Consider the following 14,962-nt stretch of genomic DNA (forward strand, 5'->3'; position numbering starts at 1 on the left):
AATGTCCTTGTTCTGCAGAGACCTGTTCTGCAAAGGCTTGTTCTGTAAAGAGTTCTGCCGCGAGTTGCCCCGCCCTGAATGGCCCGTCCCGATTTCTCACCATGCTGTCCCATCATGAGTCGCTATCCGATGCCTGAGATGCTCCCTTATCCCCGCTGGCGCGCTGCGCTAGCCGCCTGCCTGATGCTGGTGAGCTGCCTGACCTTGACGCTGCAATCGGCGCAGGCCGATCGCATCAAGGACCTCGCCCAGGTGCGCGGCGTGCGCGACAACCCGCTGGTCGGCTACGGCCTGGTGGTGGGGCTGGATGGCAGTGGGGACCAGACCACCCAGGCGCCTTTCACCGGCCAGAGCTTGACCAACATGCTCTCCCAGCTGGGCGTGACGGTGCCGTCGGGTACCAACATGCAGCTCAAGAACGTGGCGGCGGTCATGGTCACCGCCAGCCTGCCGGCCTTCGCAAGCTCCGGTCAGCCCATCGATGTCGTGGTGTCGTCGCTGGGCAATGCCAAGAGTCTGCGCGGTGGCACCCTGTTGATGACGCCGCTCAAGGGCGTGGATGGCCAGGTCTATGCCCTGGCGCAGGGCAATCTGATCATCGGTGGCGCCGGTGCCTCGGCCGGCGGTTCCAGTGTGCAGGTCAACCAGCTGACCGCCGGGCGCATTCCCAGTGGCGCGACGGTGGAACGCGGCGTGCCGACGCGTCTCGGGGATGAAAATGGCGTGATCCATCTCGATCTGTTCGAGGGCGATTTCAATCATGCCCAGAACGTCGCCAGCGCCATCAACCGCAACTTCGGGGGCTCGCTGGCCTCGCCGCTCAGCAGTCGCGATATCGTGGTGCAGGCACCGCGTGATCTCAGTCAGCGTGTCGGGTTCATCGCCAGACTCGAGAACATCGAGGTCGCCCTGGGCGTGCCGCGTGCGCGTGTGGTGGTCAATGCGCGGACCGGCTCGGTGGTGATGAATTCCGAAGTGCGCCTGGCGCGCGCTGCGGTCACCCACGGCAACCTGTCGGTGGTGATCGACGCCAATCCGGTGATCAGTCAGCCTGCGCCGCTGTCCCAGGGGCAGACGGCAGTGGTCAATGACCCCGATATCAGCGTGAACCAGCAGGGCGGTGCGCTGCGCATGGTCGAGGGGACTGCCAGCCTGCAGGAGGTCGTCGATGGGCTGAATGCGCTGGGCGCCACGCCGCAGGACCTGGTCTCGATTCTGGAAGCGCTCAAGGCAGCCGGTGCGCTGCGTGCTGATCTCGAGGTGATCTGATGAGTGTGCTTGGTAGCGGTGCCAACGTGGATGCCGGTCGTCTGGCCTTCGATACCCAGGGTCTGGCGAGCCTCAAGGGGGCGGCCAGCAGTGGCGGCGAGCGCCAGCAGGAGGCGCTGGAGGAGAGTGCGCGCCAATTCGAGGCCTTGATGCTCAACATGATGCTCAAGCAGATGCGCTCGGCGACCGAGAAATCAGCGCTGACCGGCTCCCAGCAGCAAGAGATGATGACCTCGATGCTGGACCAGCAGCTTTCCCAGCAGCTGGCCAGTGTCGGTGACGGTATCGGCCTGTCGAAGATCCTGATTCAGCAGTTGTCCTCCAGCACGGCGACGGGCACGGACACGAAGATGAGCACTGACAGCAACACGACGTTTCCTGGGGCAATCTCCCCCAGCGAAGCAGCCGATGGGGAGTCGGTCGCTGAACAGGGTGCCGACGGCTGGTTGTCGGCGGTGGGTCTGACCCTGGAGGGGGGCGCGGCTCGCGAAGGTGACTGGCAGGCGGCGGTGGAGACACGCGCCGCAGATGAGGTGGCCGGCTTCATGGCGATGCTCGATACGCTGGCGCCCGGCGACACGGCGCGAGGTGTCTATGCCGAGCTGCCGATGGCGACGACAGGCAAGGAAGACGTGTCTGACACCGTCAGCCCGGTGGCAGTGACCGAAATGGCAGCGCTCAGCGAGCAACAACGTCGTCAGCCCGAGAATGTGCAGCGCTTCGTGGCGGAATTTGGCCCCGCCGCTCAGGCGGCCAGTCGTGAAAGCGGGCTGCCCGCAGAATTGATTCTGGCGCAGGCCGCGCTGGAGACGGGCTGGGGTCAGCGCCGCATTCACACCGAGGTCGGCACCGACAGCCATAACCTGTTCGGCATCAAGGCCGGCAGCAGCTGGCAGGGCGACAGCACCACGGTGCTGACCACCGAATACCGCGATGGGCGCCGCATGCGTCTCGAAGACAGCTTCCGCGTCTATCCCGATCAGGCCAGTGCGCTGCGCGATCATGCCGCGCTGCTGACCGGCGCCCAGCGTTATGCCCACGTGACCCGGTCGCCGGACGCCGAGAGTGCGGCGCGTGCCTTGCAGGAGGCGGGCTACGCCACTGACCCGCACTATGCCGACAAGCTGATCTCGATCATGAGTCGTGTCGGCCCGCTGAAGGCCAGCGGGCCGCTCGAGACAGCGGAGACCCGCCTGGCGTCACGCGATGCCGTGCCTGCGTCAGCGCCTGTCGCAACCGCCAACTCCAGCTCCTCGCGCGGGCTGCTTGAGGCCTCCGCGCCGCTGTTTGCCCTCGATGCGCGCGATGCTCCGCTGGTCGAGCTGGCGTCTGCGACGGATGTGGCGTCTGCGACGAATAAAGAGATCGGTACTGGCAGTGAAGGCGCTGCATCAGGTGCCATCCAGTTGGCGATGGGCCGTTCAGAGCCACTCTTCCGCTAGAGCCGCTGATGACGATTCACTGTTGATGAATTGCTGGCAACTATTGCTGCCTGCGGCCTCAAGTTGGCGTCTGACGCGCCGATAATTACAGCATCCGTACGCCGGTGTGGCGTCATTCATCTTCTCCCTTTTCCCATTGTTCCTTTCAGGTAAACGCCATGGCCAGCAGCATGTTGAGTATCGGTGTCAGTGGTCTGCAAGCCGCCCAGACGGCGCTTGCCACCAACAGCAACAACATCGCCAACGTCTACACGCCTGGCTATAGCCGTGAAACGGTCGAGTTGAATGGCAACAGTGGTGGCGGTGTCAGCGTGGCGTCGATCAGCCGTCAGACCGACAGCTATCTCTCGGCCCAGCTGGACAGCGCCATGAGCGCCAGCACGGCGCTTGAGACCCACGAAGCCAACATCAGTCAGATCGACAATCTGCTCGCCGATGACGAGGCGGGCCTGGCGCCGTTGATGCAGGAGTTCTTCGGCGCCATTGAAGGCGTGGCCAGTCAGCCGAGTGACCCGGCGGCGCGCGAGAGCCTGCTGGGTAGCGCCGAGAGCCTGGCCGGGCAGTTCAATGCCTTCTCCGCCTATCTGGATGACATGGACGCTGCGGTCAATTCACAGCTCGGCGATGTGGTCGGCGATATCAACACTGCCACCAGCCAGATCGCCTCGCTCAACGAACAGATATCCCTGACGCGTGCGCGTACCGGCGAAGAACCACTGGGCCTGCTGGACCAGCGCGATCAGGCGGTGACCGACCTGCAGACGCTGGTCGGCGTCGAGGTGCAGGAGCAGGATGGTCGGCTGAGCGTCAGCCTCGGCAATGGCCAGCTGCTGGTCAACGGCAGCAGCAATTATGAACTGGCCGTGGAGCCAGACCCGCAGGACATGAGCCGTTCGGTGGTCACCTACAGCGTGGCGCCGGGCGTGACCAGCGCCATCGATGAGGCGCAGCTCGAAGGCGGCACCCTGGGCGGGCTGTTGAGCTTCCGCGCCGACAGCCTCGAGCCGACCCAGAATCAGCTCGGCCAGTTGGCCGCGGGGCTGGCGTTGACCTTCAATGCCCAGCACGCCGACGGTGTCGACGCCAATGGCAACGCGGGGGGCGACTTCTTCACTCTCGGCGATCCGGAAGTGCTGCCGGCCAGCGGCAATGCCGCCGGAGCGGACCTTGAGGTGACATTCGCCCCCGCCACCCAGCAGGACGGTGACGATTTCTACAGCGTCGCGCTGACCGGCGATGACTACCGCCTGAGTCTTGAGGGCGGCACCTATCAGCTGGAAAACCTCAGCAGCGGCGCCGTGCAGACCCTGACCCCGGACAGCGAAGGCGTGATGCGCCAGGACGGCCTGGAGTTCACCGCCACCGGCATGGCGGACGGCGACAGCTTCACCATCCAGCCGACACGCAATATCGCCGACACCTTCGGGGTCGCGATCGACGAGGGTGCCGAGATCGCGGCGGGTTCAAGCGATGCCAGTCTCGACAACCGCAACATTCTCGCCCTGCAGTCACTGCAGAGCAGCGACGCCCTGGGCAGCGCCGGCAGCTTCAATGATCACTACGCGTCGCTGGTCAGCCAGGTCGGCAACCAGACCCGTCAGGTGCAGGTCAACCTGGAGGCTCAGCAGGGCCTGACCGAGCAGCTGTCGGCGGCAGACCAGTCGATCTCGGGGGTCAATCTGGATGAAGAGGCCGCGGACCTGATCCGTTATCAGCAGTATTACCAGGCCAACGCCCAGGTCATCCAGACCGCGTCGACGGTGCTGGATACCATTCTGAACATCCGCTAACGAGGCCGTGATGCGCATCAGTACCCAAACCCTCTATGCCCAGGGCGTCACCTCGATGCTGGATCAGCAGGCGGCGTTCTCCAAGGTGTCCGAGCAGCTGGCCACCGGCAAGCGCGTGGTCAATCCCTCGGATGACCCGAGCGCGGCCAGCCAGGCGGTGACGATCTCGCAGTCCCAGGCCGTCAATGAACAGTTCAGCGACAGCCGCACCACGGCGCGCAACAATCTCTCCATCGAGGAAAGCGCACTCAATCAGGTCACCGATACCATCACGCGTGTCCAGAGCCTGATCGTGCAGGCGGGCAACGGTACTCTCAGTGACAGTGACCGTGATGCGCTGGCCACCGAGCTTGAAGGCAGTCGCGAAGTGTTGCTGGGGCTGGCCAACAGCACCGACGGCAACGGCAATTATCTGTTCGGCGGCATGAGCGGTGATACGGCGCCCTTTGGCGAGGATGGCAGCTATCGCGGCGATGATGAGCAGCGTCAGCAACGCGTCGACAGCTCGCGCCTGATGGAGGTCAATCATACCGGCAGCCAGATCTTTGGCGGCGTGGCATCGGGCAATCAGCAGCTGGCCCGCCAGACCAGCGATAGCGAGTCGTCACTGCCGATCACCTTCAAGGGACCGGAAGTCATTGACGCCGCGGCGCGGGTCGATGGCGCGGCCTACAGCGTCAGCATCGATGCCGCTGGCGTCACGATCAGCGGCACCGATGCCGATGGCAATGATCTCCAGGTCCTGGATGGCGAAGGCAACCCGCTGCCATCGCCCATGGCGTACAGCGATGGCATGACGCTTGCGTTCAATGGCCTGTCGATGACGCTGTCCGGTGATGAGCAACAGGTCGCTGAGGCACAGGCAGAAGGCAAGGCAACGCAGCTGGTGGTCGAGGAGGGTGAGGCCAGCGCCGATCTGTTCGCCAATCTGGATGGCCTGATCACTGCGCTGAGCACGCCGATCGAGAGCGAGGCCGACCAGGCCGCCTTCAACAACGCCATCTCGACCGCCAGTCGCCAGTTCAGCAACAGTCTCGACAATGTACTGACGGTGCGCGCCGATGTCGGCACCAAGCTCAACGAGCTGGATTCGCTGGATATCATCGGGGATGACCGCGAGCTCAACTATGCCTCGACACGCTCGGACCTGATCGATCTGGACTACAACGAGGCGATCTCCGACTACTCGCTGACCCAGGTGGGGCTGCAGGCCTCTCAGCAGGCGTTCTCGGATATCTCGGGCATGTCGCTGTTCGACTATCTGCGCTGAGTGATGGCGTGACCGCGCTCGAGGAATGATGAAAAAGCCGCACTGGATACTCGCTCTCGCGATGGCATTCGGTGCGGCTCTTGCGTCTTGGTGGTTGCTTTTCAGATCAGTGCTTGCGTGTCATGGCATCGTGCCCAGGCCTTCATGCACGGCCTGGAAGGCGCCCAGCGCCTGACGGAACAACAGCGACAGCCAGTCCGTCATGCCCGGCATCATCAGCCACAGCATCGCGATGCCCAGCAGCAGGGTTAGCGGGAAGCCGATCGAGAACACTGACAGCTGCGGTGCCGAGCGGTTGAGTACGCCCATTGCGAGGTTGATCGCCAGCAGCGAGGCGACCAGCGGCAAGGCCAGCAGCAGGCCGGCACTGAACAGGCTGGCACTCCACAGCAACAGATTCTCGAGCCCGACGGGCCCCATGCGGCGCAGGTCGAGGGGAATCTCGTGGAAGTGGGTGACCAGGATTTCCAGCACCAGCAGATGGCCATTGAAGGCCAGAAACAGCAGCATGGCCAGCATGCCCAGCAGACGCGACAGCACCTGGGTGTTGGTGCCGGTGTCGGCCGAGAAGAAGCTGGCGAAGGCCAGCCCCATCTGCAAGCCGATGAATTCCCCGGCCGCCTCGACGATGGCGAAGGTGATGCGCATCACCAGTCCCAGTGCCAGGCCGACGCCCATCTGCAATGCCAGCTGCCAGACGGCGGCCGGGCCGAGCACGTCCACCGGGGGCGGGCTCTCGACCAGCGGCGCGATGATCAGCGCCAGGCCAAAGGCCATCAACAGGCGCACTGACGTGGGCAGGCTGCGGTGACCGAACAGCGGCGCGCTGATCATGAAACCGGACAGGCGCGCGAAGGGCCACATCACGCTCAGCAGCAGGGCCTGGAGGTGCTCGGGGGACAGCAGGTCATTCGGCAAGAGGGTGTCCTCCCGCCGGGCTTGCGTCAGGTCTGTTGGCGATGCTCATGCAGGCGTCGCTCATCCGATCAGGTGCGGGAAGCCGGTGAAGACGCTGCGCGTGAAGTCCATCAGCGTCTCCAGCAACCAGGGGCCGGCCAGTACCAGGGTGCCGAACACGCCGAGAATCTTGGGGATGAAGGACAGGGTCATCTCGTTGATCTGGGTCGCGGCCTGGAACAGGCTGACGATCAGGCCGATGAACAGGGCGCTGGCCAGCAGCGGGCTTGCCACCAACAGGGTGATGTACATGGCATGCGATGCCAGGCTGGTGATGACTTCAGGGGTCATGGCGGCGCGTTCTCGATGGGCAGATGGGAGGTGTCGAGGCTGACAGTGCACGGTTGCGCGGCACGGTTGCGCGTCACGACTAGAAAGCTCGGCGCCTGCGTGACGTCAGGGGCTGGCTCAGTAGAAGCTCTCGGCCAGCGACCCCAGCAGCAGCTGCCAGCCATCGACCATCACGAACAGCATCAACTTGAAGGGCAGCGAGATGGTGGCGGGTGGCACCATCATCATCCCCAGTGCCATCAGTACGCTCGCCACCACCAGATCGATGATCAGGAAGGGCACGAACAGACTGAAGCCGATCTGGAAGGCCGTCTTCAGCTCGCTGGTGACGAAGGCCGGAAGCAGTACGCGCCACGGCACGTCCTGCGGGGTCTGGATTTCCTCGACCTTGGCCAGGCGCGCGAACAGGGCGATATCCGGCTCACGCACCTGACCGAGCATGAATTCGCGCAGCGGATCGCCGCCGCGTTCGATGGCATCCTGCAGGCTGATGGCCTGGCTGTCATAGGGTTGCCAGGCCTCGTCGTAGATGCGCTCCAGCACCGGCGACATCACGAAGAAGGTCAGAAACAGCGCGATGCCGACCAGCACCTGATTGGGCGGTGCAGACGCGGTGCCCAGCGCGGTACGCAGCAGGCCGAGCACGATGATGATGCGCGTGAAGGCACTCATCATCAGCAAGGCTGCCGGCAGCAGGGCGAGGCCACTGAGCAGGATCAGTGTCTGGATATTCAGCGACCAGGACTCGCCGCCGTCCGGCAGTGGCTGGCTGGTCAGGCCGCTGAGCACATCGGCGTGTGCCGATTGGCTCGTCAGCAGGCATGTCAACAATGCGACCAACAGCCCTGTCAGCAGCTCTCTTGTCTTCAGTCCTCTTGCTCTCATGCCCGGCGACAACCTCACCAGGCCCGTCATGAGCGAGGCTCCGCATCATCTGTCTTGTCTGGAGTGTCACGCTTGGGCGCTTCAGAGGACATCGTGGCGGACGTGGCAGCCGGCGAGCGTCTGGCGAGACGATCGCGCAGCAACTCGGCAAAGCCGGCCGCGTCACCGCTCCCGCCGGTTGCGGAGGTGGGCGAGGTCAGCGATGCGTTGTTCGGAGTGCTGCCATCGTCTGCGGGTACCAGGCCGCCATTCTCGGCCGTCAGCTCACCGAGGGAGGTGATGCCTGCCGGCCCGACGCCCAGCAGCAATTGCTGGTTGCCCACTGCTACTACCACCAGGCTCTGTTTGTGACCCAGCGCCAGACGCGCCAGCGGGCGCAGGGCAATGCGATTGCCGCGCAGTGTCTGGGCTCCACCGAGTGTCTTTATCAGCCATGCCAGCAGCAGGATCACGCCGATCACGCCGGCTAGCGCCAGCCCGGTATTGACCAGGCTGGCCGCGCCCAGCGGTGAGCTGTGGCCTGTATCGGCATTCAGGTTTGCGTCGCTACCGAGAAAGGCCGGTGACGGCGCCTGAGTGCTGGCGCTGGTGTTGGTATTGTGGCTGGCATCCGGCAGCAAGATCGCGCCGTCAGGGGCATCGGAGGTCATGACAGGAACAGCCTTAGCGGTTGAGCTTCTGTACCCGCTCATTGGGGGTGATGATTTCCGTGATGCGGATACCGTACTTGTCCTCGACCACGACCACCTCGCCCTGGGCGATCAGGTAGCCGTTGATCAGGATGTCCATCGGCTCACCGGCCAGGCCATCCAGCTCGATCACCGAGCCCTGAGACAGCTCCAGCAGCTGCTTGATGGTCAGCCGCGTGCGCCCCAGCTCCACGGTCATCTTGACCGGGATGTCCATGATCATGTCCAGCTCGCGCGGACGTGCGCCGCCACCGCTGCCATCGAGGGGCTCGAAGATATCGCCGCCCTGGGGGGCAGCCTCGCTCTGCTGTTCTTCCAGCGCCTTGGCCCACTCGTCGCCCATCTGCTCGGTCATCGCATCGGCCCAGGGGTCGTCAGTGCCGGATGTCGGGGAATTCGGGGTGGCCTTGGGCGCGGGCGCGTCTGGCGAATTGGGCTCACTCATCGCCGCTGTCCTCGCTGGCAGTGTTGATCGGATGATTGATGATGCGGGTCACGCGCAGGGCGCGGTGGCCATTGGCGCGACCGAAACCGGCTTCGAGCACCGGCACATTGTTGACGTAGGCGTTGACGCGCTCGGGCTTCTCGATGGGCAGCACATCGCCCACGGCAAGTTCGGCCAAGGCGCCTAGCGTGGTGGTGATGCTGGCAAAGTCGGCGTGCAGCTCGACATCGGTGGCGCGCACTTCCTTGCGCAGGCGCTCGCCCCAGCGGCTGTCGCCTTCGGCGCTGGTTTCCTGCAGCGGGCTCGAGAGCAGCTCGCGGTGCGGCTCGATCATCGAGTAGGGCAGGCAGATCTGGAAGTCGCTGCTGTGATTGCCGACCTCCAGATGGAAGCTGGTGCACACCACGATCTCGTTGGGAGAGCTGGTGATATTGGCGAACTTCACCTGCATCTCGCTGCGCAGATAGTCGGTTTCCACGGCATAGACCGCCGACCAGGCGTCGCGGTAGGCATTCAAGGCCAGCTGCATCAGGCGCTGGATGACGCGTTGTTCGGTGCGTGTGAATTCGCGACCCTCTGACTTGGTCACGAAGCGGCCATCACCACCGAACAGGCTGTCGACCACCATGAACACGAGACTGGGCGGAAACACCAGCATCGAGGTACCGCGCAGCGGCTTCATGGTGAACAGGTTGATGTTGGTCGGCACCGGCACGTTGCGAGAAAATTCGTTGTAGCTCAGGAACTGCACCGGCCCGGCGGTGATATCGGCGCCGCAGCGGATCAGGTTGAACAGCCCCATGCGGAACTGGCGGCTGAAGCGCGAGTTGATGATATCCAGGGCATGCAGGCGATCCCGGATGATGCGGTGCTGGCTCGCCGGGTCGAAGGGGCGAATGCGCGCTTCGCCGGGCGTGCTCGAGGCGTCAGCCGTTGCACCGCTGTCACCGTTCACGCCGGAGAGCAGAGCATCGATTTCGTCCTGTGACAGCAGATCGTCTTGAGCCATGGCCAGTTATTGCACGATGAAGTCGTTGTACAGCACGCCGGAGATGGCCAGTGGCTGGCCGCCTTCACTGTAGGGGCGCGAAAGCGCCTCGGTCAGGGTGCTCTGCAGTGTCTGCTTGCCGGCCTGGGTGATCAGCTCATCCGGGCTCTGGCCCGACAGCAACAGCAGCAGACGGCTCTTGAGTTCGGGCTTGAGTTCTTCCACGCGCGCCACCGCCTCCTGATCGGCCATCTTGAGCGTGATGCCGATATAGAGCAGGCGATTGCCGCGCGGGCTTTCCAGGTTGACCGTGAGGGGTGCAAGCGGCATGAAGACCGGCGGTGGCACGACCACGACTTCCGGCTCGGCGTCCTGTGCGGCCTTCTGATCACTGAGCATCGGCAGTGCGAAATAGACGGCCACTAGCGCCGCGATCACGGCACTCATCAGGCTGATGACCCCGATCAGCAGCCAGGAGCGACGCTGACTGGCGGGGGTGGTGATAATCGTTGACATCGTGGTGCGGTGTCCCTGGAGTCGGTAGCGGGGCCAGTATGACCGAAGGCGTGGTTATCGAACGGCGGAATAACGCCACGTGCGAGCGCTTACTTGAATGATGACGCGCCAGGCGGGCTCATCTGACAGCTACCTGACGGGAGCCGCTGACACAAGCACCTGGCAAGCACCAGGCCCGTCATGCCTGCCATTCACGCCGTCCCCAGGCTGCCTGGGATGCACTTGCAAGATTGCTTGTGAGATTGCCCGCGGCGAGGCTTCCCTCCATGGCGTCAGCGCTTGTGCTGGCATCACTCGCCGGCTGACCCTCTAGGTGCTGGGCGAACTGACCCTGATTGGCCGAGTTGTCCGGCGCCCCGTCCGGTGTGTCGTCCTGAGCACTGAAGCTGATCGCCGTCAGCTCGTGCCCCCGGGATTCCAGCGCCTGACGCAGCTCGCTCAAGGATGACTCGACAGCCGAGCGCACCTGTTGGTGGCCCGCGACGAAGTGCGCACTGGTGCCCTGTTCGCCGATGTTGAGGCGAATGGTCAGCTTGCCCAGGTTGGCCGGATTGAGCGCGATCTCGGCCTGTGGCGACTTGCTCAGCTGCATGCGTACCACCTGCTCGCCGAGTGCCTGTTGCCAGGCCTGAGTGCCGACGCTTGCGGGGATCAAGGCTCCCGCCTGTGATGCCATGCCCGCTGGATTGGCTGCTGGATTGCCCGAGCCATTGAGCATGGCGGTGCTGCCTGCGGCGGTCGAACTCGACGCGCCGGCTGACACGCCAGCAGATGACGCACCCGAGAGCTGGGACTGATCGCCACCGCTACGTGAAGAATTCGCATCAAGCAGGGCGCTGTCGGCCTTGGCGGTGATGCCTTCAATGGCCTCCTCGGTCAGCGGGCCCAGCGCGCCATCCGTCAGCGAGGAGGGCGCATCCGCGCTCAGGCTGCCTGCCGCTGTCGCGGAGGTCCTGTTGCTGGGCGACTGATCCGTAATCGCGCCATCCAGTCCCGCCGCCGCAGGATTGCGCAGCGCGGCGATCCAGTCACCTTGCAGCGTCGTGCTGCCCGAGGTAGAGAGCGCCTGTGCGCCAGCGAGCGTTACCGTTCCCGCCGTCGTGTTCAGCGCTTCATCGCCGCCGCCAGAAGCGTCTTGACCGCCTTGCGTGAGTTGCTGCAGCTGTTGCATGCGCGAGATGCCGCGCTCGACGCTGCTATCCAGTCGTGAGGCCTCGAGTGGCTGCGCTGATGGCTGTCCTGTTGTCTGGCTTGCCGATGAGGGCTGGGCAGGCGGGAGGTTGCCATTCTGGAGGGCGGCAGCGGCGGGGTCCGGAGTGGGCGATGTCTCTGACGACGCTGCCTGAGCCTGCTCGAGGTGCTGGGCATGCTTGTCTTCGGCGGCCTCGCGATGCTCGATACGCTGCTGCTGTGCGTCTTGCGCTTGCGTCTGCACCTGCACCGCTTGCCTGTCCTGCTGGCGATCCTCACGCTGGGCGCGTGACAGATGTGCCTCGAAGGCGCTCTCTGAGGAAGCTGAGCTGATGTCGTCGCGCGAGCGAGCCTCCTCAGAGGAGGCCTTGGTGCTGGTCGGCGCTTTGGTTGGCGAGGTGGCCGACAACATCGAGATGCGTGCAGTGTCTGTCATGGTGTCACTCCTCCGACTGGCCGTCTTCAGCCATTGGCACGGCGTAACCAGGCCTGGGTGGCTTGTTCATCACTCTGACGTTGCTCGGCGGTGCGCGCCTGCAACGCGGCGCTCAGGCTGGCGCGATCCGCCAGGCCCTGCCAGGCCGCGTGGGTCTGCTGTTCCTTCACCAGCCGCTGATGCTGATGGTGCGTCTGGGTCTGTTCCTGAGCTACCCGCGCGCGACACTGGGCAATCGCCTTGTCCAGCGAGGCGATGAAGGCCTGATAGTTGTGCCAGCTGGCCGGGTCCAGCCCCTGAGTCAGGCGTGCCTGCATCTGCTGGCAGTAGTCGAGACGGTATTGCTCGAGGGTGACCAGCTGCTGGGCGGCGGTTTCCTGACGCTGACGCTGACTGGTGAGCTGGCGCGCAGCGCCATCACGCCGGCGCTCGCTCAGCTGGGTCAGGGTGTCGAAGCGTGACGATGAGATGGCCATTCAGTGAGAGTTCCCGATCAATGACAGGTGAAGGTGGCCATCATGGCTGGGCCAGCAATTGTTCGAGCATGTTCGTACTATCGGCAAGACTTGCGTGCTGTGTAGTGCCTTGTTGCAGGAAACGTCCCATCGGCTCGTGCAGGCGCACCGCGGCGTCGAGCACCTTGTCGTTGCCGGGCTGATAGGCGCCGATGGCGATCAGGTCCTGATTGCGCTGATAACTGGAATAGAACTGCTTGAAGCGACGGGCGCGGGTGAGTTGCCGCTCCGGCGCCACCGCCGACATGGCGCGGCTGATCGAGGCTTCGATATCGATGGCCGGGTAGTGGCCACTTTCCGCGATGCGCCGCGACAGCACGATATGCCCATCCAGAATCGCGCGGGCACTGTCGGCGATGGGGTCCTGCTGGTCATCGCCTTCGGTCAGCACGGTATAGAAGGCGGTGATCGACCCGCCGCCACGCCGGCCGTTGCCGGTGCGTTCCACCAGCGCCGGCAGCTTGGCGAAGACCGAGGGCGGATAGCCCTTGGTGGCCGGTGGCTCACCGATGGCCAGGGCGATCTCGCGCTGGGCCATCGCGTAACGGGTCAGCGAATCCATGATCAGCAGCACATTCTGGCCCTTGTCACGCAGGGACTCGGCGATGCGCGTCGCGTAGCTGGCGCCCTTGAGGCGATGCAGCGGCGTCATGTCGGCTGGCGTGGCCACGACCACGGCGCGCTTGAGGCCTTGTTCGCCGAGAATGTTCTCGATGAATTCCTGCACCTCGCGCCCACGCTCGCCGATCAGGCCGACCACGATCACATCGGCATCGGTGAAGCGCGCCATCATGCCCAGCAGCACACTCTTGCCGACGCCAGAGCCGGCGAACAGCCCCATGCGCTGGCCTCGGCCGACGCTCAGCAAGGCGTTGATGGCACGAATGCCCACATCCAGCGGCGTGTCGATGGGCGCGCGCTCCAGCGGGTTGAGCGGGCGGCTCTCCAGCGGCGCATGTTCGACATCTTCCAGCGGGCCGAGGCCATCCAGCGGACGGCCCACGCCGTCGACGACTCGCCCGAGCAGCGCTTCGCCGACCGGATAGCGTCGCTCGCCGACATTGCCATGCCCGAGGGGGAACACCCGTGCGCCCGGTGCGACGCCGCTGAGCGGGTCGATGGGCATCAGGTAGAGGGTCTGATCGGCGAAGCCGACCACCTCGGCCTCGGCCGGCGGCAGGTTCGCGCCCAGCTCGACCAGACAGCTGGCACCCACCGGCAGCCGCAGGCCGACCGCTTCCAGCACCAGGCCGGTCGCGCGCACCAGGCGGCCATTGCTGCGTTGGGGCTCGAGGCTCTCGACGCGCTCACGAATGGCGCCCAGCGCGCTGCGCCATTGCTGTGCGGAAGAGGTGCTCATGGCGTGTCACTCATGTGCGATCTCCTGCCAGCTCGGTGCGTGCCTGCTCTGGCTGTGCATGTTCTGACGACTGGCGCTGCACGATGCGCGAGCCGCTGGCCTCGTCCTTGCCATGCAGGCTGCCGTCGGCGCTGCCGCGATGGCGCAGCTGGCGTGACAGCATCTCCAGGCGACTCTCGAGGCTGGCATCGTGACAGCCGCTGTCGGCTTCGGCGCGACATCCGCCGAGGCTCAGGCTGGCGTCCGGCAGACATTGCCAGCCCAGCTTGGCGAGCTGTTCGCCCATCGCCTGCTCGACGCGCGGCAGATCGTCTGGATTCAGGTAAAGACGCGGACGGCCGATCAGCGGCGGATCCGCCGCCAGCAGGCTGCGCACGCTGTCGATGATGTGCTCCGGGTGGGCACGAAATGCCTCACGGGCCAGATGCTGTCCGACGCTGATGGCCAGTGCCGCCAGCTCATCGCTGATCTGCTCATCCAGGCACGCCAGCGATTGCTGCAGGTTCTCGATCAACGGTGCCAGCTGGGCAGCCTGTTGTTCGAGCGCCTGCTGGGCGGCCTCGGCCTGACGCGCCGCCTGCTCGGCGGCTTCCTGCCTTGCACGTGCCAGACCCGCTTCATAACCGGCTTTCTCGCCCGCGGCATAGCCCTCGTCACGTGCCGCCTGTTGCTGCTGTAGCGTCTCCTGCTCGAAGGTCGAGCGGGCACGTTGTGCCATGCGCCGAATCAGGCCGACATCCGGCGCCGCAGTGTGCGGCATGCCGGCTTGAAAGCCGCCACCCGACTGGGGCGATGCGGACTTGCCATCCAGCGCGTCGAGTTCCAGCGGCTGCCACTGATGCATGTCATCGCTGCCTGCCACGTCGCGCTTGGCCCACGGGCCAGACGCGTCATGATGCGGATCAGAACTGGACATGG

At 64.8% G+C, this 14,962-nt stretch carries 15 protein-coding genes; 4 read left to right on the top strand and 11 right to left on the bottom strand.

From position 1 onward, the window contains the following. Positions 1-183: 183 nt before the first annotated feature. From QD208_RS13435 to flgL, 4 genes are all read left to right on the top strand, one after another. A complete protein-coding gene (locus tag QD208_RS13435; protein ID WP_176678373.1) occupies positions 184-1,269 on the top strand; it encodes a flagellar basal body P-ring protein FlgI in 1,086 nt (361 codons plus the stop codon). Continuing rightward, positions 1,269-2,711, top strand: a complete 1,443-nt coding sequence (gene flgJ, locus QD208_RS13440; RefSeq protein WP_279837098.1) for a flagellar assembly peptidoglycan hydrolase FlgJ — start codon at positions 1,269-1,271, stop codon at positions 2,709-2,711. The genes QD208_RS13435 and flgJ overlap by 1 nt, the downstream gene beginning before the upstream one ends. Before the next feature lie 158 nt (positions 2,712-2,869). After that, entirely contained in the window at positions 2,870-4,501 is a 1,632-nt protein-coding gene (flgK, locus tag QD208_RS13445; protein WP_279837099.1) for a flagellar hook-associated protein FlgK, read from the top strand. 10 nt (positions 4,502-4,511) lie between these two features. Continuing rightward, positions 4,512-5,771: a flagellar hook-associated protein FlgL gene (gene flgL / locus QD208_RS13450; protein WP_279837100.1), complete on the top strand. Its 1,260-nt coding sequence runs from the start codon at positions 4,512-4,514 to the stop codon at positions 5,769-5,771. Between the two features lie 120 nt (positions 5,772-5,891). Here flgL and fliR read toward each other — a convergent pair whose 3' ends face one another. From fliR to QD208_RS13505, 11 genes are all read right to left on the bottom strand, one after another. After that, positions 5,892-6,689: a flagellar biosynthetic protein FliR gene (gene fliR, locus QD208_RS13455; RefSeq protein WP_279837101.1), complete on the bottom strand. Its 798-nt coding sequence runs from the start codon at positions 6,687-6,689 to the stop codon at positions 5,892-5,894. 60 nt (positions 6,690-6,749) lie between these two features. Continuing rightward, the gene (fliQ, locus tag QD208_RS13460) at positions 6,750-7,019 is read right to left on the bottom strand and encodes a flagellar biosynthesis protein FliQ (RefSeq protein ID WP_054556620.1); all 270 of its coding nucleotides are present in this window, start codon (positions 7,017-7,019) and stop codon (positions 6,750-6,752) included. Between the two features lie 117 nt (positions 7,020-7,136). Next, positions 7,137-7,934, bottom strand: coding sequence for a flagellar type III secretion system pore protein FliP (gene fliP / locus QD208_RS13465; RefSeq protein ID WP_279837102.1), 798 nt, complete (start codon positions 7,932-7,934; stop codon positions 7,137-7,139). After that, complete coding sequence (gene fliO / locus QD208_RS13470) at positions 7,931-8,554, bottom strand: flagellar biosynthetic protein FliO (protein ID WP_279837103.1); 624 nt, start codon at positions 8,552-8,554, stop codon at positions 7,931-7,933. The genes fliP and fliO overlap by 4 nt, the downstream gene beginning before the upstream one ends. 13 nt (positions 8,555-8,567) lie before the next feature. Then, on the bottom strand, positions 8,568-9,038 hold the full coding sequence (fliN, locus tag QD208_RS13475) for a flagellar motor switch protein FliN (protein WP_107334750.1): 471 nt from the start codon (positions 9,036-9,038) through the stop codon (positions 8,568-8,570). Beyond that, positions 9,031-10,047: a flagellar motor switch protein FliM gene (gene fliM, locus QD208_RS13480; protein WP_279837104.1), complete on the bottom strand. Its 1,017-nt coding sequence runs from the start codon at positions 10,045-10,047 to the stop codon at positions 9,031-9,033. The genes fliN and fliM overlap by 8 nt, the downstream gene beginning before the upstream one ends. A gap of 6 nt (positions 10,048-10,053) precedes the next feature. Beyond that, entirely contained in the window at positions 10,054-10,542 is a 489-nt protein-coding gene (gene fliL, locus QD208_RS13485; RefSeq protein ID WP_279837105.1) for a flagellar basal body-associated protein FliL, read from the bottom strand. A gap of 178 nt (positions 10,543-10,720) precedes the next feature. Beyond that, complete coding sequence (locus tag QD208_RS13490) at positions 10,721-12,169, bottom strand: flagellar hook-length control protein FliK (protein ID WP_279837106.1); 1,449 nt, start codon at positions 12,167-12,169, stop codon at positions 10,721-10,723. A 26-nt stretch (positions 12,170-12,195) separates the two neighbouring features. After that, the gene (gene fliJ / locus QD208_RS13495) at positions 12,196-12,645 is read right to left on the bottom strand and encodes a flagellar export protein FliJ (protein ID WP_153635812.1); all 450 of its coding nucleotides are present in this window, start codon (positions 12,643-12,645) and stop codon (positions 12,196-12,198) included. A gap of 40 nt (positions 12,646-12,685) precedes the next feature. Further along, complete coding sequence (gene fliI, locus QD208_RS13500) at positions 12,686-14,044, bottom strand: flagellar protein export ATPase FliI (protein WP_107334754.1); 1,359 nt, start codon at positions 14,042-14,044, stop codon at positions 12,686-12,688. 10 nt (positions 14,045-14,054) lie between these two features. Beyond that, entirely contained in the window at positions 14,055-14,960 is a 906-nt protein-coding gene (locus tag QD208_RS13505; protein WP_279837107.1) for a FliH/SctL family protein, read from the bottom strand. Between the last annotated feature and the right edge of the window lie 2 nt (positions 14,961-14,962).

The organism is Cobetia sp. 29-18-1, from assembly GCF_029846405.1.
In the GTDB taxonomy this organism is placed as follows: Bacteria; Pseudomonadota; Gammaproteobacteria; order Pseudomonadales; family Halomonadaceae; genus Cobetia; species Cobetia amphilecti.